This window comes from Citrobacter sp. On2M, assembly GCF_018035235.1.
Taxonomy (GTDB): domain Bacteria; phylum Pseudomonadota; class Gammaproteobacteria; order Enterobacterales; family Enterobacteriaceae; genus Citrobacter; species Citrobacter meridianamericanus.
The window spans coordinates 669,331-689,865 of sequence record NZ_WPCV01000004.1 but is presented as its reverse complement, the minus strand read 5'-3'; the positions used below and the strand labels follow the sequence as shown (position 1 = coordinate 689,865).

The 20,535-nt window shown below is 48.0% G+C and carries 22 protein-coding genes and 3 pseudogenes; 16 read left to right on the top strand and 9 right to left on the bottom strand.

What is annotated here, in order from left to right; translation table 11 throughout:
- Nucleotides 1–99: 99 nt before the first annotated feature.
- Nucleotides 100–828, bottom strand: coding sequence for a MerR family transcriptional regulator (locus tag On2M_RS13625; protein WP_151218949.1), 729 nt, complete (start codon nt 826–828; stop codon nt 100–102).
- Between the two features lie 225 nt (nt 829–1,053).
- Complete coding sequence (locus On2M_RS13620) at nt 1,054–1,473, bottom strand: hypothetical protein (protein ID WP_151218948.1); 420 nt, start codon at nt 1,471–1,473, stop codon at nt 1,054–1,056.
- Nucleotides 1,474–1,770: 297 nt separating this feature from the next.
- Between On2M_RS13620 and On2M_RS13615 the strand changes: the two genes are divergently transcribed.
- Both On2M_RS13615 and On2M_RS13610 read left to right on the top strand, forming a co-directional pair.
- Nucleotides 1,771–3,249, top strand: a complete 1,479-nt coding sequence (locus tag On2M_RS13615; RefSeq protein WP_247604991.1) for a diguanylate cyclase — start codon at nt 1,771–1,773, stop codon at nt 3,247–3,249.
- Between the two features lie 230 nt (nt 3,250–3,479).
- Nucleotides 3,480–3,665, top strand: a pseudogene (locus On2M_RS13610) (integrase); the annotation flags it as partial.
- Between the two features lie 112 nt (nt 3,666–3,777).
- On the opposite strand, the gene icd reads toward On2M_RS13610, so the two are convergent.
- Nucleotides 3,778–5,028 carry an NADP-dependent isocitrate dehydrogenase gene (gene icd / locus On2M_RS13605; RefSeq protein WP_003841892.1) on the bottom strand — a complete coding sequence of 417 codons (1,251 nt, stop codon included), beginning with the start codon at nt 5,026–5,028 and terminating at the stop codon, nt 3,778–3,780.
- 202 nt (nt 5,029–5,230) lie between these two features.
- Here icd and rluE point away from each other — a divergent pair, with 202 nt between their 5' ends.
- Genes rluE through purB form a run of 5 tightly spaced genes read left to right on the top strand, consistent with a single transcriptional unit; the run spans nt 5,231 to nt 9,539 of the window.
- Complete coding sequence (rluE, locus tag On2M_RS13600) at nt 5,231–5,854, top strand: 23S rRNA pseudouridine(2457) synthase RluE (RefSeq protein ID WP_210904974.1); 624 nt, start codon at nt 5,231–5,233, stop codon at nt 5,852–5,854.
- A 13-nt stretch (nt 5,855–5,867) separates the two neighbouring features.
- Entirely contained in the window at nt 5,868–6,329 is a 462-nt protein-coding gene (locus On2M_RS13595) for an NUDIX hydrolase (protein ID WP_210904973.1), read from the top strand.
- Between the two features lie 53 nt (nt 6,330–6,382).
- Nucleotides 6,383–7,489, top strand: coding sequence for a tRNA 2-thiouridine(34) synthase MnmA (gene mnmA / locus On2M_RS13590; protein WP_151225273.1), 1,107 nt, complete (start codon nt 6,383–6,385; stop codon nt 7,487–7,489).
- Nucleotides 7,490–7,523: 34 nt separating this feature from the next.
- Nucleotides 7,524–8,165 carry a high frequency lysogenization protein HflD gene (gene hflD, locus On2M_RS13585; RefSeq protein ID WP_151225271.1) on the top strand — a complete coding sequence of 214 codons (642 nt, stop codon included), beginning with the start codon at nt 7,524–7,526 and terminating at the stop codon, nt 8,163–8,165.
- A 3-nt stretch (nt 8,166–8,168) separates the two neighbouring features.
- Nucleotides 8,169–9,539 carry an adenylosuccinate lyase gene (gene purB / locus On2M_RS13580; protein WP_210904972.1) on the top strand — a complete coding sequence of 457 codons (1,371 nt, stop codon included), beginning with the start codon at nt 8,169–8,171 and terminating at the stop codon, nt 9,537–9,539.
- Nucleotides 9,540–9,989: 450 nt separating this feature from the next.
- Here purB and On2M_RS13575 read toward each other — a convergent pair whose 3' ends face one another.
- The 4 genes from On2M_RS13575 to cspG form a co-directional block, all read right to left on the bottom strand.
- Nucleotides 9,990–10,163: an addiction module toxin, GnsA/GnsB family gene (locus tag On2M_RS13575; RefSeq protein ID WP_003841960.1), complete on the bottom strand. Its 174-nt coding sequence runs from the start codon at nt 10,161–10,163 to the stop codon at nt 9,990–9,992.
- 203 nt (nt 10,164–10,366) lie between these two features.
- The gene (locus tag On2M_RS13570; protein ID WP_151220003.1) at nt 10,367–10,597 is read right to left on the bottom strand and encodes a hypothetical protein; all 231 of its coding nucleotides are present in this window, start codon (nt 10,595–10,597) and stop codon (nt 10,367–10,369) included.
- Nucleotides 10,598–10,670: 73 nt separating this feature from the next.
- Nucleotides 10,671–10,859, bottom strand: a complete 189-nt coding sequence (locus On2M_RS13565) for a cold-shock protein (protein WP_151220020.1) — start codon at nt 10,857–10,859, stop codon at nt 10,671–10,673.
- A 10-nt stretch (nt 10,860–10,869) separates the two neighbouring features.
- A complete protein-coding gene (cspG, locus tag On2M_RS13560) occupies nt 10,870–11,082 on the bottom strand; it encodes a cold shock protein CspG (protein ID WP_000066494.1) in 213 nt (70 codons plus the stop codon).
- A 411-nt stretch (nt 11,083–11,493) separates the two neighbouring features.
- Here cspG and On2M_RS13555 point away from each other — a divergent pair, with 411 nt between their 5' ends.
- Nucleotides 11,494–11,664: a YnfU family zinc-binding protein gene (locus On2M_RS13555; protein ID WP_210904971.1), complete on the top strand. Its 171-nt coding sequence runs from the start codon at nt 11,494–11,496 to the stop codon at nt 11,662–11,664.
- Between the two features lie 131 nt (nt 11,665–11,795).
- Here the strand turns inward: On2M_RS13555 and On2M_RS24230 are convergent.
- Nucleotides 11,796–11,927 (bottom strand): annotated as a pseudogene (locus On2M_RS24230) (cold shock domain-containing protein); the annotation flags it as partial.
- Between the two features lie 10 nt (nt 11,928–11,937).
- Between On2M_RS24230 and On2M_RS24225 the strand changes: the two are divergent.
- The 5 genes and pseudogenes from On2M_RS24225 to roxA form a co-directional block, all read left to right on the top strand.
- Nucleotides 11,938–12,066 (top strand): annotated as a pseudogene (locus tag On2M_RS24225) (hypothetical protein); the annotation flags it as partial.
- A 173-nt stretch (nt 12,067–12,239) separates the two neighbouring features.
- Nucleotides 12,240–12,788: a hypothetical protein gene (locus tag On2M_RS13545; protein WP_247604990.1), complete on the top strand. Its 549-nt coding sequence runs from the start codon at nt 12,240–12,242 to the stop codon at nt 12,786–12,788.
- 87 nt (nt 12,789–12,875) lie between these two features.
- The gene (gene phoP, locus On2M_RS13540) at nt 12,876–13,547 is read left to right on the top strand and encodes a two-component system response regulator PhoP (RefSeq protein WP_151220022.1); all 672 of its coding nucleotides are present in this window, start codon (nt 12,876–12,878) and stop codon (nt 13,545–13,547) included.
- Nucleotides 13,547–15,010 (top strand): two-component system sensor histidine kinase PhoQ, encoded by a 1,464-nt coding sequence (phoQ, locus tag On2M_RS13535; RefSeq protein ID WP_151220004.1) that lies wholly within the window; start codon nt 13,547–13,549, stop codon nt 15,008–15,010. Before phoP ends, phoQ begins: the two co-directional genes overlap by 1 nt.
- A gap of 92 nt (nt 15,011–15,102) precedes the next feature.
- Complete coding sequence (gene roxA / locus On2M_RS13530; protein WP_003030786.1) at nt 15,103–16,224, top strand: [50S ribosomal protein L16]-arginine 3-hydroxylase; 1,122 nt, start codon at nt 15,103–15,105, stop codon at nt 16,222–16,224.
- 53 nt (nt 16,225–16,277) lie between these two features.
- Here the strand turns inward: roxA and pepT are convergent, their stop codons facing one another.
- On the bottom strand, nt 16,278–17,504 hold the full coding sequence (pepT, locus tag On2M_RS13525; protein ID WP_187259991.1) for a peptidase T: 1,227 nt from the start codon (nt 17,502–17,504) through the stop codon (nt 16,278–16,280).
- 250 nt (nt 17,505–17,754) lie between these two features.
- Here pepT and potA point away from each other — a divergent pair, with 250 nt between their 5' ends.
- From potA to potC, 3 genes are read left to right on the top strand one after another with little or no spacing between them, the layout of a single operon-like run.
- Nucleotides 17,755–18,891: a spermidine/putrescine ABC transporter ATP-binding protein PotA gene (potA, locus tag On2M_RS13520; RefSeq protein WP_043015989.1), complete on the top strand. Its 1,137-nt coding sequence runs from the start codon at nt 17,755–17,757 to the stop codon at nt 18,889–18,891.
- A complete protein-coding gene (gene potB, locus On2M_RS13515; protein WP_003030793.1) occupies nt 18,875–19,732 on the top strand; it encodes a spermidine/putrescine ABC transporter permease PotB in 858 nt (285 codons plus the stop codon). Before potA ends, potB begins: the two co-directional genes overlap by 17 nt.
- Nucleotides 19,729–20,508: a spermidine/putrescine ABC transporter permease PotC gene (potC, locus tag On2M_RS13510; RefSeq protein ID WP_003030794.1), complete on the top strand. Its 780-nt coding sequence runs from the start codon at nt 19,729–19,731 to the stop codon at nt 20,506–20,508. Before potB ends, potC begins: the two co-directional genes overlap by 4 nt.
- Nucleotides 20,509–20,535 lie beyond the last annotated feature (27 nt).

Genomic DNA, 20,535 nt, shown 5'->3' with positions numbered 1-20,535 from the left:
TTTAATTCAATAAATTAGAAATAATTATTTTTAGATAAATCATTCAGAAGCTACTAAAGCAGTGGCTGATCGACACACAGGAAAGGTCGTGACAGAGGATTAAAGCGGGATCACTTCGAGGGAGTTGACCTGTTGCTGCCAGAGCTCTATCTGTTTTTTACGCGCCGCAGTGAGCTTACCAGACGTAACCAGCAGCCATTTTCGCTCGGGAAAAATCTCAGGCGCAAGCGTCGCGGGCGGCACGGGAAGCACATCAATGCGCAGTCCCTGTCCGGTACGACAAAGCGCTTCAAGCCAGATTTCGCAGGGGTCGGTAAGATGCCAGCCGGTAATCAGGTAGTTATCGCCCGGCGCACGCTTATCCCCTTCCAGACAAAATGAGGTGTAAGAAATGATAATACCATCAAGGATTTCACGCAGTGTCATGATAGCCGGCACGTTGGCCGAGACCTGACTTCGCAGGGGTCGCAACACCTCACTCACCAATTCAGGACGAGGATACTCGCGGCCCGCATCATAAATAAGCTGGCGCAGGGATTCAATTTTCCCTTCATTCAGGCGCTGCAGCATACTCTCTTGCAGGGCGAGCCAGTTATTCGTTCGCCGGGCGCCAGGGCGGGCCAGCAACGGTTTTACCTGACTAATTGGTACGCCTTTTTTCACCCAATCGAGAATTTTAAGCGCCTGCCGGATATCGTCATCGCTATACAACCGGTGCCCACCATCCGTACGCTGTGGTTTGAGAAGTCCATAACGACGTTGCCAGGCACGCAGCGTTGTGGCGGTTATTCCACAAAGCCGCGCAAATTCACCGATGGAATAGGACATACAGAACACCTGATAACAAAGAATACGCTCAATATACTACGAACTACGTTGGATTAGATAAACGAAAACTACTTGCCTTACAATTGCTAAATACCATACAACCGCCTTCAGGAAGACGTAAACAAAATAACCTGAGAGTAGCGCGCAATTTTTCAATTCTAACTAATTGATATATTAGGCTATTAACTTTACGGCTTCCTGGTAGCTGTTGTTCCTAAAATATTCTTACTTTTTGAAGATTTTCCCCTGCGTTCCGGCATCCGTATCCCGCCAGACATCCTCGCCTTTCACGCGACGGTCTCCCTGGAGGGTATAAATCACCATCCCCTGCTTGAACTGCAGCCCACCATCTGTTTTTGTGGCATGTACGCTCTTTCCATTGACGATGACTTTATCATTTTTATCAATACTGATGTTCGCAACCGTATCACCGCTATCACTCAAAGCTAACCACTTACCTGCATAAGGACTGGTTGCTGATGCTGTGGTATCGCTGCTCTCATTAACAAAACCAGCTTTTGCATTTTCAGCTTTAGATTTGTTGATATCACAACCTTGCGCCTCAGAGACCTGAGTACAACCAGACTGCTCAAGTTTATGCCGATAATCTTTATTGATAGCCCAGGTAGTGGATGTGAACAGCATAGAAACTAATGACAGGCAAATAACTACCCTTTTTGTACACATAGTGCGACCTCACGATGATAAGCCCAGATGAGAAGCAGCGAATAGCTACCCTTCTAAAATCTTAGTCAAGATCGTAGATACCTGTTATAAAAAGAGTATCACCATTCGATTTTTTGATAAATTTTTAAGCAGCAAGGGGCAATGAGCAAGATAGTTATTCGAATACCGACTGCTGTTGCTACGGTACAATGTGACAAACTAATCAAGGCCGAATAGCAACCATCTTGATGCGTAAAAAGACGAAAAGATAATGCGATGTTAAAAATGAAAGAAAACAACATTAATATCAACCGAATTCACTTTCTTTATGAGGCGTTGGCCAGGAGACATGCTTCCCCTGAAGATAAATACCTGGCCATTCTGAATGAAGGATTGAAAGCCTTTGACCTGTCTCTTGGTATTATTAGTCAGATAGAGGGTGAGCGTTACTCTCTACTTGCGGTTTCTCCAACAAGAGGAGACATTTCAGCTGGTATGGTTTTTGATCTGAAAAACACTTATTGTCAGCAAGTGGTCAGAGAAAAAAGAATAATAAGCGTTGAACATGCAGGAACACATCCTGACTTTAATTCCCATCCAGTCTACATTGGTATGAGGCTGGAAAGTTATATCTCAGCGCCAATATGGGTGAGAGAAAAATTATGGGGCACAATCAATTTCTCCTCCACTCAGATAAGAACCATAGAATTCTCTGAGGATGACTATGAATTTATTAGTTTAATGGCCGAGGGTATTGGTTCGTTAATCGAGATAAATTTATTAATCAGTGAAAATGAAATTGTTATTTCAGCACTACAAAAAAACAATGACATACTCGAAGCTATTTTTAAGAACTCAACTATCGGGATGGCTCTTGTCGCTTCTTCTGGCCAATGGAAAAAAGTTAACAATTCACTGACCCGTATGCTGGGATATACTGAAGAACATCTGCTTTCCATTAACTTTCAAAATATAACCCACCCCGATGATTTAAGCACTGATTTAAAACAATTAGATGCACTTTCTCGAGGAGAAATTCCATTCTACCAACTAGAAAAGAGATATCTGACAGCGACCGGGAATTATATCTGGATACTTCTGAGTGTTTCTTTGGTACGCGAAGATAATGGTGAAGTCAAATATTATATTGCTCAAATACAAAGTATTAATGAGCGTAAAAAGATGGAAATTGAGCTCAAAAAGCAAAAGGAGGAGTTACACAAAATCAATACTATGCTGGAGCGAATGGCCACTGAGGACAGTCTGACGGAGATTGCAAATCGCCGAAAGTTTATGCTCTGGTTTGAGAATGAAATGACCAGAATGGCGCGACATCCCGTACCTGTGTCACTTGCCATTGCCGATATCGATTTTTTTAAATCATATAATGATTCCTATGGCCACCAGGAAGGTGACTATGCACTTAAGAATATCGCCAAAGAACTTAGCCATACCCTGCGAAGCCAAGATAAAGTCGCACGATTTGGTGGTGAGGAATTTATCATGCTTTTCCCTGAAACGGATGAAAAAGGCTGTTTTTTGGCTTGCGAAAGATTAAGGAAAAGCATTGAGAAACTGAGCTCGCTCAGAAGACCGGTCACAATCAGTATTGGTGCAGTAACCTACCATCCCAGAGAAGGGAAGCTTGTTACCTTTGATGATTTATTGAAAGTGGCAGACTCCAAACTCTATGATGCTAAAAGGTCTGGGCGAAATAAGGTAAAAGTAGTCAATTTAGCAGACCATCAGGGCTAATCGAGTCTCTATCTCGACGCGAACCCGCTCAATTGGTTCTTAATCAGAACGACACCGTTGCAGCTGCGGGCAGTGGTATGGATGTGGGTCTTTCTACCATGACCGATGGGTAAAGCAGTTGTGCAATAAACGGCAGTTCGCAACGGAATCAGTGGGTTATCCCAAAAACTGATACTGGAAAAAACCTAAAGCTGTAGCCAGTTTAAGTTGACCACTTCAGAGGCAAATACGGCATTGAATGGGAAGCAGGAACCGCCCCAACCTTTCATGAGCAACGATCGCTTTCAGTAAGAATTAATAGGGAACAAAGAATTGATACACAGAAATTATTGGGACATAAATCAAGAAAAATGACAGACAAATATAACGACGACAGAGGTAAGGATTGGATAGTTGTCGAAGTAAAAAAGAGGTGAGCATGCCTGGTTTTTGGGAAAACGTTTTGGAGAGAGTTTTGGGGAAACAATGTTGCAGGCATAAAAAACGGGAACCACCTGGCTCCCGTTATCATACAACCCATAATGTGGATTACATGTTTTCGATGATCGCGTCGCCAAACTCTGAACATTTCAGCAGCTTAGCACCGTCCATCAGACGTTCGAAGTCATAGGTTACGGTCTTGGCGTTAATCGCGCCTTCCATACCTTTAACTATCAGGTCAGCCGCTTCGGTCCAACCCATGTGGCGCAGCATCATTTCAGCGGACAGAATGATAGAACCCGGGTTCACTTTATCCTGACCGGCATACTTCGGTGCAGTACCGTGAGTTGCTTCGAACAGCGCGCATTCGTCACCGATGTTCGCGCCCGGAGCGATACCAATACCACCAACCTGTGCTGCCAGCGCATCGGAGATGTAGTCGCCGTTCAGGTTCATACAGGCAATCACGTCATATTCAGCCGGACGCAGCAGGATCTGTTGCAGGAACGCATCGGCAATAACGTCCTTAACCACGATCTCTTTGCCGGTTTTCGGGTTCTTGATTTTGACCCAAGGACCGCCGTCAATCAGCTCACCACCGAATTCTTCACGCGCCAACTGATAACCCCAGTCTTTGAACGCGCCTTCGGTGAACTTCATGATGTTACCTTTATGTACTAAAGTAACAGAATCACGATCGTTAGCGATGGCATATTCGATTGCTGCACGAACCAGACGTTTAGTTCCTTCTTCAGAGCATGGTTTGATACCGATACCGCAATGCTCAGGGAAGCGGATTTTCTTCACGCCCATTTCTTCGCGCAGGAATTTAATCACTTTCTCAGCGTCGGCAGAGTCCGCTTTCCACTCGATACCCGCGTAGATATCTTCAGAGTTCTCACGGAAGATGACCATGTCGGTCAGTTCTGGGTGTTTAACCGGGCTAGGCGTACCCTGGTAATAACGCACCGGACGCAGGCAGACATACAGGTCAAGTTCCTGACGCAGGGCAACGTTCAGAGAGCGAATACCGCCGCCAACTGGAGTAGTCAGTGGGCCTTTGATGGCAACACGATATTCACGAATCAGATCAAGGGTTTCAGCAGGAAGCCAGACGTCCTGGCCATAAACCTGGGTGGATTTCTCGCCGGTGTAGATTTCCATCCAGGAGATTTTACGCTCGCCTTTATAGGCTTTCTCGACAGCAGCATCGACAACTTTGATCATCGGTGGGGTTACATCAACGCCGATACCGTCGCCTTCAATGAACGGGATAATCGGATTTTCAGGAACGTTGAGTTTGCCGTTTTGCAGGGTGATCTTCTTACCTTCCGCCGGAACAACTACTTTGCTTTCCATTCACCTCTCCTTCGAGCGCTTCTGGTTCTGCTCGTCTGTCATCGCGCTGCATGTGCGTTTGCGTCCTGCTGCACGAATGCGTTAGAGCAATTTTTTGTTAATGTTTTGTAATGAGCATGTCAATACTACCCTAATGTTCGCCGCCATGAAAGACACTCGTTCTTAGGCTATAATGCGGCAATTGATATAATCTGAAAATACCATGCAAAAAACTTCTTTTAGAAATCACCGGGTTGAGCGATTCAGCTCACGACAAGTCACCAGACAGCGTAAAGAAAACCAGCCAAAACGCGTGGTTTTGTTCAATAAACCCTACGATGTTTTGCCGCAATTTACTGACGAGGCTGGCAGAAGAACGTTAAAAGATTTTATTCCCGTGTCGGGGATCTATGCTGCGGGTCGACTCGATCGGGACAGTGAAGGGCTTTTGGTGCTGACCAATGATGGTGCGCTGCAGGCCCGGTTAACGCAGCCCGGTAAGCGTACCGGGAAAATTTATTACGTCCAGGTCGAAGGCGAGCCGACGGTAGAAGCGCTTAATGCGCTGCGTAACGGGGTAACGCTCAATGACGGTCCCACGCTGCCCGCAGGTATTGAAGTAACAGAAGAACCTGCATGGCTGTGGCCGAGAAACCCGCCTATCAGGGAGCGGAAAAATATCCCTACCACCTGGCTGAAAGTCACCTTATATGAAGGCCGCAACCGTCAGGTACGCCGCATGACAGCCCATGTTGGATTCCCGACGCTGCGCCTCATTCGCTATGCCATGGGGGATTACACACTGGATAATCTCGCCAATGGTGAATGGCGAGATGCAACTAACTGAATAAGGAACAGGTATGTTCAAACCGCACGTTACGGTCGCCTGCATCGTGCATGCAGAAGATAAGTTTTTAGTCGTTGAGGAAACAATCAATGGCAAAGCCTTATGGAATCAACCAGCCGGACATCTGGAAGCGGATGAGACGTTAGTGCAGGCCGCCGCTCGCGAGCTATGGGAAGAAACAGGTATCCACGCGCAGCCACAACATTTCATTCGAATGCATCAATGGATTGCGCCGGACAAAACGCCCTTTTTGCGTTTTCTGTTTTCTATCGAGCTTGCCAATATGTGCGCTACTGAACCTCATGACAGCGATATCGACTGCTGTCGCTGGGTCAGTGCAGAAGAGGTTATCTGCGCGCCAAACCTGCGCTCTCCGTTAGTTGCGGAGAGCATTCGCTGCTATCAGAGCGGACAACGCTACCCGCTGGCGATGATCGGTGAATTTAACTGGCCGTTTACAGAGGGTGTCAAGTAAGGGGCTGCGTGCTAGAATATGCCGCCTTGAAGTTCAATGTCGTGAGTATTCCTATGTCTGAAAGCCCAAAAAAAGTGATCGTCGGCATGTCCGGCGGTGTCGATTCCTCCGTTTCTGCCTGGCTGTTGCAACAACAGGGTTATCAGGTAGAAGGCCTGTTCATGAAGAACTGGGAAGAGGACGATGGCGAGGAATATTGCACAGCGGCTGCCGATCTTGCAGATGCACAGGCTGTCTGTGACAAACTCGGCATTGAGCTGCATACCGTCAACTTTGCCGCAGAATATTGGGACAACGTCTTTGAATTGTTCCTTGAAGAGTACAAAGCGGGCCGTACGCCAAACCCGGATATTCTGTGTAATAAAGAGATTAAGTTTAAAGCCTTCCTCGAATTTGCCGCTGAAGATTTAGGTGCCGATTACATCGCCACCGGTCACTACGTGCGTCGCGCGGATGTCGACGGTAAAAGCCGTCTGCTGCGTGGGCTCGATGGCAATAAAGACCAGAGCTATTTCCTCTACACGCTCGGCCATGAGCAAATCGCGCAAAGCCTGTTCCCGGTGGGCGAACTGGAAAAACCGCAGGTGCGTAAAATTGCTGAAGATCTCGGTCTGATTACGGCCAAGAAAAAAGACTCCACCGGTATCTGCTTCATTGGCGAACGTAAGTTCCGAGAATTTCTCGGTCGCTACCTGCCGGCTCAACCCGGTAAAATCATCACCGTTGATGGCGAAGAGATTGGCCAGCATCAGGGGCTGATGTACCACACCCTGGGTCAGCGTAAAGGTCTGGGCATTGGCGGGACGAAAGAAGGCACGGAAGATCCGTGGTATGTGGTGGATAAAGACGTTGAGAACAACATTCTGGTTGTTGCTCAGGGTCATGAACACCCGCGCCTGATGTCCGTTGGCCTGGTGGCGCAACAGTTACATTGGGTCGATCGCGAACCGTTCACTGGCACAATGCGCTGCACGGTGAAAACCCGTTATCGTCAGACCGACATTCCGTGCACCGTTAAGGCACTGGATGCCGAGCGTATTGAAGTCATTTTCGATGAACCCGTCGCGGCGGTAACGCCGGGTCAGTCGGCAGTCTTTTACAATGGCGAAGTGTGCCTCGGCGGCGGCATTATCGAACAACGATTGCCTCTGTCGGTATAATTACCTACACATTTGATACAAGGAAGCAGTGAACGTGGCAAAGAATTATTATGACATCACCCTCGCCCTGGCAGGCATTTGTCAGTCGGCACGCCTGGTGCAAGAACTGGCGCACCAGGGGCATTGTGATGCCGATGCATTACACGTTTCACTGAACAGCGTCATTGACATGAATCCCAGCTCTACGCTGGGCGTGTTTGGCGGCAGCGAAGCCAACCTTCGTCTCGGCCTGGAAACACTGCTCGGCGTGCTCAACGCCAGCAGTCGTCAGGGACTGAACGCGGAACTTACTCGCTATACATTAAGCCTGATGGTGCTGGAGCGTAAACTTTCAGCCGCTAAAGGCGCCATGGACACGCTGGGAGACCGTATTAACGGCTTGCAGCGCCAGCTGGACCATTTTGATTTGCAGTCAGAAACGCTACTGAGTGCGATGGCAGGCATTTATGTTGACGTTATCAGTCCACTCGGCCCGCGTATTCAGGTCACTGGCTCCCCGGCCATCCTTCAGAGCCCACAGGTTCAGGCCAAAGTTCGCGCTTCGCTGCTGGCTGGCATTCGCGCGGCCGTACTCTGGCATCAGGTGGGTGGAGGCCGTCTGCAACTCATGTTTTCTCGTAATCGCCTGACGACTCAGGCAAAACAAATTCTTGCTCATTTAACCCCGGAGTTGTGATCTATGGAATTATCCTCACTGACCGCCGTTTCCCCTGTCGATGGACGCTACGGCGATAAAGTCAGCGCGCTGCGCGGGATTTTCAGCGAATACGGTTTGCTGAAATTCCGTGTACAGGTTGAAGTACGCTGGCTGCAAAAACTGGCCGCGCACGCAGCGATCAAGGAAGTTCCTGCTTTTGCTGCCGACGCAATCGGTTACCTTGATGCGATCGTCGCTAACTTCGATGAAGAAGATGCTGCGCGTATCAAAACCATCGAGCGTACGACCAACCATGACGTGAAGGCAGTTGAGTATTTCCTCAAAGAAAAAGTTGCGGATATCCCGGAACTGCACGCCGTTTCCGAGTTTATCCACTTCGCATGCACCTCAGAAGACATCAACAACTTGTCTCACGCGCTGATGCTGAAAACCGCACGCGACGAAGTAGTCCTGCCGTACTGGCGTCAACTGATTGATGGCATCACAGCACTTTCTGTTGAATATCGCGATATTCCCCTGCTCTCTCGTACTCACGGGCAACCGGCCACCCCATCAACGATGGGCAAAGAAATGGCAAACGTGGCGTATCGCATGGAGCGTCAGTACCGCCAACTCAACCAGGTTGAAATCCTTGGTAAAATCAACGGTGCTGTGGGTAACTATAACGCCCACATCGCCGCTTACCCGGAAGTTGACTGGCATCAGTTTAGCGAAGAGTTCGTCACCTCGCTTGGGATCCAGTGGAATCCTTACACCACACAGATCGAGCCGCACGATTACATCGCTGAGCTGTTTGATTGCATCGCCCGCTTTAATACCATTCTGATCGATTTCGATCGCGACGTCTGGGGTTACATTGCGTTGGGTCACTTCAAGCAGAAAACTGTCGCGGGAGAAATCGGTTCTTCGACCATGCCACACAAAGTGAACCCTATCGATTTCGAAAACTCTGAGGGTAACCTGGGTCTGTCTAACGCGGTTCTGCAACATCTGGCGAGCAAACTGCCGGTTTCGCGTTGGCAGCGCGATCTGACGGATTCAACCGTTCTGCGTAATCTGGGCGTAGGTATTGGCTATGCGCTGATCGCCTATCAGTCCACCTTGAAAGGTGTGAGCAAACTGGAAGTGAACCGCGATCATTTGCTGGACGAACTGGATCATAACTGGGAAGTTCTCGCAGAGCCGATTCAGACCGTGATGCGTCGCTATGGCATTGAAAAACCGTACGAGAAGCTGAAAGAACTGACCCGTGGAAAACGCGTTGACGCCGAAGGTATGAAGCAGTTTATCGACAGTCTGGCACTGCCGGAAGAAGAGAAAACGCGCCTGAAAGCCATGACGCCAGCCAATTACATTGGTCGTGCCATCATCATGGTTGATGAACTGAAGTAATCAACAACCCGCAGATGCTGAACTGAAGCCGGATGAGCGTAAGCGATTCCGGTTTTTTATCGCCGTATGAACATCCCTTTCCCGTTTTATTAAATGGTTATCCCCACGGATCATGCTCAGCGCTAGACTAAAAAAGTAATTTTGTAAGTTCTTTACTGATAAATTATATTAAAATCAATAGCTTAATAAAATATTATTTTGGACCATTGCGGGAAATATGAGTCATTTCAGCGCCCCAAATTTGGCCCAAAAGTAATAATCGATGTTGGTCTGAATTGCCACAGGTTTAACAAACACTTTAAAATCAAGCCTAGGCAGCATCGTCTACCTGGAGGCGTCAGTCCAGGTAAAAAGTGAAGGTTTTAGCAAAGTTTTATGTTTTATGACAGAAATAAAAAAGCATTATCTTTCAAGATAATGCTTTTTCACCTGAACTGATTCTTATAACAATTAGATTAATGTAATTTTAATATCGTAACTTTCAAGCCCAGTCATTTTTTCACGAGCAGTAAACTGGATATCAGAGACTTCTTTTCCTGTCTTTTTTTTGAGTTCAATAATTTTTTTTGTGATGAATTCAGAAATATCCGCTTCAGTTTTTCTTTTTAAATCTTCGACGTTCATTATTTACCTCTCTTGATCTCTAACGCATCAACGCCAGGCGCGTTACTTTCCCCGTGGAGCACAGGTAAAAGCGCTGACATATTTAAAAGATAGAATGGAAATCCTGAATTATCAAGAGGTTGCAGTATAATCTTCATGCAAAAGAGCTCGTAACCCCACAAACCACTGACTAAAATCTGGGTCGGTCACGAAACAACCAGTTCTCATTTCAAAAGCTTCGATGCGGCCTCGAGAATCTCTTCGGAACTGACATCACGATCTGAAGCCACATAAACTATTTTATGGTCTCCAGTCAGAGATGGAAAGCCCGCAGACATTACGGATAGATGCGCTTTTTCTCCATTGGGAAACTCACGCATTATCGTCGTAATACCTTTCATTACAGATACAACGACTGCCGGTTGTGAGTTAAAAAAAACAATTACTTTTTTCATAATTTTACCGTGACGGTTCTTATATAAATGAACGGTTAAGCATACAAAAAAGGCTCCATAAGGAGCCTGAAATTTATTTTCTATAATCTGATGAAGACTGACCAGAACGAATGTATAGTGCCACATTATCAAATGTTATCATTGTTGATTTGCAAAAAATACATTTCGCTCCGAAAGGATTTTTTTCAGTAACATCAAAGTTTGACGTTCTGTACTGAGATCCGTGACAACACGGGCATCTGAAGTGAATATTATTGGTAATAACAGTTACCTTATACAGCCACAACATTAACTGCTGTGGGGCCTTTGGGTCCCTGTTCAACACTAAATTCAACTTCCTGATTCTCATTCAGAGTTTTGAAATCATTGCTCTGGATAGCAGAGAAGTGTACAAACACATCTTTACTGCCATCTTTAGGGGTGATAAACCCAAAACCTTTTTCAGGATTGAACCATTTTACTAAACCAGTCATTTTATTAGACATAATCATTACCTTAATTGAGTGAGCCCTTGGGCAGATTGGTCCGAAAAAAATTATCAGAGAGAAAAGCTAACAAGGAAATCTCAACAGGAACAAGGAATAAAATTATTTCAGCGACTGCTTCAGATAAATTCGTAACAAACCAGAGATTCATTAACGCATGATTAACCAAACATAGCAAGCTTTAGTTTTGTAAGGAAATCACCCATAACTTTGAGCATAAAAATTAATTTAAACTGCAATATTTCCGAGCATGTCGGTGAGCATTGTGACGTTCATCCAGGCGCATTTCTCAGTAGACAGCTTCATGCCCTGAACTACCGACTTTTTTATCAGCCCCCATTGGTTAATAAAATTAAGATTTCCTGGACAAATTAAGGTAAAGTTAAAGTCCATCCAATCAAGGAAAAGCCTATGTCAGAACGTAAAGACTCTAAATCACGCCGTAACTATCTTGTCAAATGCACTTGCCCAAACTGTACCCATCAATCTGAACATAGTTTTGCAAGATTACAAAAAGGTTCCCTTTTAATCTGTCCTCATTGCAATAAAGTATTCCAAACAAATCAAAAAGAAGCAGCCTGAATCTGTTTGAGATACCGTTTCTCGCACAGAATCACCACATCTGTATTTTAATATTGTTCAAGCCACCGATAATAAAAAAAACGCTCAGGCCTTAGCCGTCATTGTTATCGCATACACACATAAAGCGGATTTTACTTTGCGATAACTCCACTGCCGGCAACCGGACCTTTAGTACCATGTTCAATAGAGAATGAGACTTTTTGACCTTCAAACAAAGTGCGAAAATTACCGTTCTGGGTAGCAGAGAAATGAACAAACACATCTAATCTGCATGACTCAGAAGTACTCCTTCCCGGATTACGCGTTGAGTTTTGTCGAATAAATGGTCTTCGAGGCCCGTCTGTAGCGAACATGTATCTCTCATCATTTGTAGCCCCTGATTTCTGGAATCATAAAAGATAAATTAAAAACAGGGAGAGGTTCACATGTATCCGAAAATATATCTAAACGACTGGTTGACAGGCCTTAAGAGCTCATGTTGCACGCTGGTAGTGACTACACTTTCTGTCATCTAACCTGCCAGGCTAAGTGATTTTTTTACAGACACCAAAGCTTTAGAGGTATCTGGTGCAACAATGCTGTCGATTACTTCTATTGTATACACATTACAGCGTGTTATCGGAGAAAATACCCGTCTGGTAGATATTGAGCATGCCGACATTTTGCATTACCGAAAAGAGTTATTGACCGGGACAATTATTAACCCGGCAATGCCGAATCTCACCAGGCAGGGTCGCGCGCCCTCAACAGTCAATAAACAGATGGCAGTTTTATCAGAAATGCCTAAGCTCGTAAACCGAAGCCAGTTTATATTGCATGCTCCTTATGAGGGCGTGTCGCGACTCAAGTTATCTAAAAATGATCCCGACCCACTTTTACTTCATAAGTACCAGGCACTGATAACCACCCTTCCCCGTAGCCAGGCATTAATCATCATTGTTGCCGTATATACAGGGATGAGGCCGGGCGAGATAGGCGCCCTGGCATGGGAAGACGATGCACATATGGTGTACGAGATTTACTCCAAGTGGATTGGCGACATGAACCAGGATCAGGTCAATATGCTGAACAATCAGATGCCAACAGCACTGCCCCCAGAACGCCCCACAGGCAGGGGAGCATGAGAAAAGTTATTTAAGTTCATAGCGCTGCTTTCAATCCACATAATCAGCGTTAAACTATTCATACCGTTATTTTAGGGAGAAACGATGATGCGCGTACTGGTTGTCGAGGATAATGCTTTATTACGCCACCACCTTAAGGTTCAGCTACAGGATTTAGGTCATCAGGTAGATGATGCAGAAGATGCCAAGGAAGCAGACTATTATCTGAATGAACATCTTCCGGATATCGCACTCGTTGACTTAGGCCTTCCCGATGAAGATGGTTTGTCGTTGATCCGCCGTTGGCGCAGCAATGAGGTTTCGCTGCCGATTCTGGTATTGACCGCGCGTGAAGGCTGGCAGGACAAAGTGGAAGTACTCAGCGCCGGCGCTGATGATTACGTCACCAAACCGTTTCACATTGAAGAAGTGGCTGCGCGCATGCAGGCGCTGATGCGTCGCAACAGCGGTCTGGCCTCGCAGATTATCTCCCTTCCGCCTTTCCAGGTTGATCTCTCTCGCCGCGAATTATCCGTCAATGATGAAGTTATTAAGCTCACGGCGTTCGAATATACCATTATGGAAACACTCATCCGTAATAGCGGCAAAGTCGTCAGTAAAGATTCGCTCATGCTGCAGCTATACCCGGATGCTGAACTACGTGAAAGTCACACTATTGATGTCCTGATGGGACGTCTGCGTAAAAAAATTCAGGCGCAATATCCGCATGAAGTAATTACCACAGTACGTGGGCAAGGCTATCTTTTCGAACTGCGCTAATGAACAAATTATTGCGTCATTTTTTCCCGTTATCGCTGCGGCTGCGCTTTTTACTGGCAACCGCAGGTGTGGTATTGGTGCTTTCACTGGCCTACGGCATGGTTGCCCTGGTAGGTTACAGCGTTAGTTTTGATAAGACCACGTTCCGCCTGTTGCGCGGTGAAAGCAATCTGTTTTATACCCTGGCGAAATGGGAAAACGGCAAGATTAACATCGAGCTGCCCGAGAACCTCGACATGCAAAGCCCAACAATGTCGCTGATTTACAATGAAGCGGGTGAGCTTCTGTGGGCACAGCGCAACGTGCCCTGGTTGACGCAAAGCATCCAACCAGACTGGCTTAAAACCAACGGTTTTCATGAGATTGAAGCCAACGTTGACGCCACCAGCACCCTACTGGGCGAAGACCACTCCGCACAGCAACAGTTAAAAGAAGTCAGAGAGGATGACGACGACGCCGAAATGACCCACTCCGTGGCGGTTAACGTCTACCCCGCCACTGCCAGAATGCCACAGTTAACCATTGTGGTTGTCGATACAATTCCTATTGAGCTAAAGCGCTCATACATGGTCTGGAGCTGGTTTATTTATGTGCTGGTCGCCAATCTGTTGCTGGTCATTCCGCTCTTATGGGTGGCCGCCTGGTGGAGTCTGCGGCCAATTGAGTCGCTGGCGCGTGAAGTCCGCGAGCTTGAGGAGCATCATCGTGAGATGCTGAACCCCGCCACCACGCGCGAACTGACCAGTCTGGTTCGTAACCTGAATCGACTTTTAAAAAGCGAACGTGAGCGCTACGACAAATACCGCACCACATTAACTGACCTCACCCACAGCCTGAAAACACCACTGGCGGTATTGCAGAGTACCCTGCGCTCGATGCGTAATGAAAAAATGAACGTGAGCGACGCCGAGCCTATCATGCTGGAACAAATCAGCCGTATTTCCCAGCAGATTGGCTATTACCTGCATCGTGCAAGCATGCGTGGCAGCAGCTCTCTGCTCAGTCGCGAACTGCATCCAGTCGCGCCGTTGCTTGATAAACTCACCTCCGCGCTGAATAAAGTTTATCAGCGTAAAGGCGTCAATATCAGTCTCGATATCTCCCCCGAAATCAGTTTCGTAGGCGAGCAGAACGACTTTGTCGAAGTGATGGGTAACGTACTGGATAACGCATGTAAATACTGTCTGGAGTTTGTCGAGATTTCAGCGCATCTGTCAGAAGATCAACTGCATATTCTGGTTGAGGATGATGGTCCTGGTATTCCGCAAAGCAAACGGGAAGTGGTGTTTGACCGTGGTCAGCGCGTCGATACGTTACGACCTGGACAAGGCGTCGGACTGGCAGTGGCGCGAGAAATAACTGAACAGTATGACGGGCAGATTATTGCCAGTGATAGCCTGCTGGGTGGCGCGCGCATGGAGGTTATTTTTGGTCGCCAGCAGCCGGGGCAGAAAGACGAGTAATCGCCACGTGTAATAAATATGTGCTGACTTCACGCTTGAGGTTAAGTATCCGTTATAATCGGTTGCAGATACCAGCCTGCGGGAAGCTCACTATGGAATACCAACTCACACTTAACTGGCCCGATTTTCTTGAACGCCACTGGCAGAAACGCCCGGTGGTATTAAAACGCGGGTTTAACAACTTTATTGACCCACTTTCTCCTGACGAACTGGCTGGACTGGCAATGGAAAGTGAGGTCGACAGCCGACTCGTCAGCCACCAGGACGGCAAATGGCAAGTTAGCCACGGTCCCTTTGAAAGCTATGACCATCTCGGCGAGAACAACTGGTCGCTTCTGGTCCAGGCGGTCAATCACTGGCACGAGCCAACCGCTGCGCTGATGCGTCCGTTTCGCGAACTGCCTGACTGGCGTATCGACGATCTGATGATCTCCTTCTCCGTCCCTGGCGGCGGGGTTGGCCCGCATCTGGATCAGTACGATGTATTTATCATCCAGGGAACCGGACGTCGCCGCTGGCGCGTAGGTGAAAAACTGCAGTTAAAACAACACTGTCCTCACCCGGATCTCCTTCAGGTCGACCCGTTTGAAGCCATCATCGATGAAGAGCTGGAACCCGGCGATATCCTGTATATTCCACCGGGGTTCCCGCACGAAGGCTATGCGCTGGAAAACGCCATGAACTATTCGGTCGGCTTCCGTGCGCCAAACACGCGCGAACTGATTAGCGGGTTCGCCGACTACGTATTACAACGTGAGCTGGGCAGCACGTATTACAGCGATCCTGACCTGCCGCCGCGCGACCATCCTGCCGACGTACTGCCACAAGAGATGGACAAGCTGCGCGAAATGATGCTGGGGCTGATTAATCAACCGGAACATTTCCAGCAGTGGTTTGGCGAGTTTATTTCTCAGTCTCGTCATGAGCTGGATATTGCGCCGCCGGAGCCACCGTATCAGCCAGATGAAATTTACGATGCCCTGAAGCAAGGGGATGTGTTAGTGCGTCTGGGCGGATTACGCGTATTGCGCATCGGCGACGACGTCTACGCCAACGGTGAAAAAATTGACTCGCCGCATCGTCCTGCCCTGGAAGCGCTGGCCAGCCATATCGTGCTAACGGCTGAGAACTTTGAGGATGCGCTGGAAGATCCGTCTTTCCTTGCCATGCTTGCCGCGCTGGTCAACAGTGGGTACTGGTTCTTCGAAGGGTGATGAGTCATTTTGCCGGATGACGTTTTGTGCATCCGGCATCTACTTCGGGCTTGTTACTGCTGCTTCGCAGTTAACTCCGCAATACGCACAATCACCTGCACCGCTTTTTCCATTCCTTCCAGGGTTACAAACTCATGTTTGCCATGATAGTTATAACCACCGGTGAAAAGATTCGGACACGGTAATCCCATAAACGACAGCTGTGCGCCGTCAGTACCGCCACGAATAGGTTTCAGCACCGGCTCAATATCGCAATCGCGCATTGCCTTCTGGGCGATATCCAGCACGTGTGGATGTTCAATCACTTTTTCGCGCATATTGTAGTAACTGTCTTCAATCACCAGTTCGATATAGCAATCCGGGTGTAACCCTTTGCCGACCTTTTTGGCGATATCCATGATCTTACGTTTACGCGCTTCAAACTGCTTGCGGTCAAAATCACGGATGATGTAGTGCATATCTGCACGATCGACCGTCCCTTTCATGCTCGCCAGGTGATAAAAGCCTTCGTAGCCTTCCGTCGTTTCCGGGCTTTCGTCTGCCGGAACCTCAGCGTGAATACGCGCCGCCAGCGACAGCGCATTCACCATCACCCCTTTTGCAGTACCGGGATGCACATTGTTGCCGACAATTTTGATATTAACCGAGGCGGCGTTGAAGTTTTCAAACTCCAGCTCACCTACGCCACCACCGTCAACAGTGTAGGCCCACTGCGCATCGAATGCCGCAACGTCAAAATGCTTGGCCCCTTTACCAACCTCTTCATCCGGCGTGAAGGCCACGCGGATATCACCGTGCGGAATGTTTTTTTGAATAAGCACGGCCAGCGCGGTCATGATTTCCGCCACACCTGCTTTGTCATCCGCGCCCAGCAGGGTTTTACCGTCTGTAGTGATTAGCGTCTGGCCCAGAAGTTGATGTAGCACCGGGAACATCACCGGCGACAGAACTTCATCACCAATGCCTAACGCAATATCGCCGCCGCGATAGTTTTCGACGATTTGCGGATTAACGTTTTTACCGCTGAAATCCGGTGAGGTATCCACATGGGAAATAAAGCCGATCGCGGGAATATTGCCAGCAACGTTAGCGGGCAGCGTCGCCATCAGCGTACCCTTTTCGCTCAATGAAATATTAACCAGCCCCATCTCTTCGAGCTGTTGTTTGAGCAGTTGTAACAACTTCCACTGTCCTTCGGTGCTGGGTACCTGCCGCACGCCCGATTTTGATTGGGTGTCCAGCGACACGTAGTGTAAAAAACGCTCAAGTAGTTTATCCATGCAGTCACCCTCACTTTTTGTGACAACATTATCAATAAGCAACAAAAGACAAATATTGCGTCAGGTCACTTTTATCCCCGCAAGTAAGAATATTTCTCCTCGACATCCCCTCTGACTATAGGGTTAAGTCAGTAATTCGCAACAAGGATTGGCGATTACAATGGTTTGCCGTAGAATAACCGCCCTCATTAAGAGTCATCAAGGTGGTTAACCACAAACCCCGCATCGGTCAGCCATCCGTTGCGTTTACATGGGACAGAGTAAAAAATTGAATAAACAACCGCGTTCGCTTTCTCCACTGGTGCAATTAGCGGGAATTCGCAAAAGTTTCGATGGCAAAGAGGTGATTTCCAGCCTGGATTTGACCATCAATAATGGCGAGTTTCTCACGCTGCTCGGCCCCTCTGGCTGCGGTAAAACAACCGTTCTTCGCCTGATTGCCGGCCTGGAAACTGTTGATTCCGGTCATATTATGTTGGACAACCAGGACATCACTCACGTTCCTGCGGAAAACCGCTACGTGAACACCGTCTTCCAAAGCTATGCGTTATTCCCCCACATGACCGTATTTGAGAATGTGGCCTTTGGCTTACGCATGCAAAAAACGCCCGCAGCCGACATTTCTCCCCGCGTTACTGAAGCTCTGCGCATGGTGCAACTGGAAGAATTCGCCCAGCGAAAACCACATCAACTCTCCGGTGGACAGCAGCAGCGCGTAGCGATTGCCCGTGCGGTGGTGAACAAACCTCGCCTACTCTTGTTAGATGAATCCCTCTCTGCACTTGACTACAAACTGCGTAAGCAGATGCAGAACGAACTGAAAGCGTTGCAGCGTAAGCTGGGTATCACTTTTGTCTTTGTCACACACGATCAGGAAGAAGCGCTGACCATGTCAGATCGCATCGTGGTGATGCGCGATGGTAAGATTGAGCAGGACGGTACGCCGCGCGAAATCTACGAAGAGCCTAAAAATCTGTTCGTCGCCGGATTTATTGGCGAGATCAACATGTTTAACGCCACGGTGATAGAACGTCTGGACGAACAGCGCGTTCGTGCTAACGTTGAAGGTCGTGAGTGCAATATTTATGTCAACTTTGCGGTGATTCCTGGGCAGAAGCTGCACGTTCTGTTACGCCCGGAAGATCTGCGCGTGGATGAAATCAACGACGATAATCATATCGAAGGTCTTATCGGCTACGTGCGTGAGCGCAACTACAAAGGCATGACGCTGGAGTCGGTTGTGGAACTGGAAAACGGCAAGATGGTGATGGTCAGTGAGTTCTTCAACGAAGACGATCCTGACTTTGACCACTCGCTCGACCAGAAAATGGCGATTAACTGGGTAGAAAGCTGGGAGGTCGTACTGGCTGATGAAGAACACAAGTAAATTCCAGAGTGTGGTGATCGTCACCATTGTCGGTTGGCTTGTGTTATTTGTCTTTCTGCCCAACCTGATGATCATCGGCACCAGCTTTTTGACTCGCGACGACGCCAATTTCGTCAAAATGGTCTTTACGCTGGAAAACTATACACGCCTGCTCGATCCGCTCTATTTTGAGGTGCTGGTTCATTCTCTCAATATGGCGCTGATTGCTACGCTCGCCTGTCTGGTACTCGGCTACCCGTTTGCCTGGTTTTTGGTGAAACTGCCGGAAAAAGTGCGTCCACTGCTGCTGTTCCTGCTGATTGTTCCGTTCTGGACCAATTCACTTATTCGCATCTACGGACTCAAAATTTTCCTCAGCACCAAGGGCTATCTCAACGAATTTCTGTTGTGGCTCGGCGTTATCGATACCCCTATTCGCATCATGTTTACCCCCAGCGCGGTGATTATCGGCCTGGTGTACATCCTGCTGCCGTTTATGGTAATGCCGCTCTATTCCAGCATTGAAAAACTCGATAAACCGCTGCTGGAAGCCGCGCGCGATCTGGGCGCCAGTAAACTTCAGACCTTCACCCGCATCATTATTCCGTTGACGATGCCGGGAATTATCGCCGGATGCCTGTTGGTTATGCTGCCCGCAATGGGGCTGTTTTACGTATCCGACTTAATGGGCGGGGCGAAAAACCTGCTGATTGGTAATGTGATTAAAGTTCAGTTCCTGAACATCCGCGACTGGCCGTTTGGTGCCGCCACCAGCATTACGCTGACCATTGTGATGGGGCTGATGCTGCTAATCTACTGGCGCGCCTCCCGCTTGCTGAACAAGAAGGTGGAACTCGAATGATCGGTCGCCTGCTCAGAGGCGGTTTCATGACCGCTATCTACGCGTATCTGTATATTCCAATCATTATTTTGATTGTGAACTCCTTTAACAGCTCGCGCTTCGGCATCAACTGGCAGGGATTCACCACCAAATGGTACGGCCTGCTGATGAACAACGACAGCCTACTACAGGCGGCGCAGCACTCGCTGACGATGGCAGTACTCTCCGCCACGTTTGCCACGCTGATCGGTTCACTCACAGCAGTCGCACTGTACCGCTACCGTTTTCGCGGTAAACCGTTTGTCAGCGGCATGCTGTTCGTGGTGATGATGTCGCCAGATATTGTGATGGCGATTTCTTTGCTGGTGCTGTTTATGCTGATCGGCATTCAACTGGGCTTTTGGTCACTTTTGTTCTCGCATATCACATTCTGTCTGCCCTTCGTGGTTGTAACGGTCTACTCACGTCTGAAAGGCTTTGACGTACGCATGCTTGAGGCGGCCAAAGATCTGGGTGCCAGTGAAGTAACCATTCTGCGCAAGATCATACTGCCATTGGCTATGCCTGCGGTGGCTGCCGGTTGGTTGCTGAGCTTTACGCTGTCGATGGATGATGTTGTCGTTTCGTCATTCGTTACCGGGCCGGGTTATGAAATTTTGCCATTAAAAATCTACTCAATGGTCAAAGTCGGCGTATCACCAGAGGTGAACGCTCTGGCGACCATTTTGTTGGTTCTGTCGCTGGTTATGGTCATTGCCAGCCAGCTTATTGCACGTGATAAAACCAAGGGCCGTTAAGGCCCTTAATTCAGGGGACGTTAAATG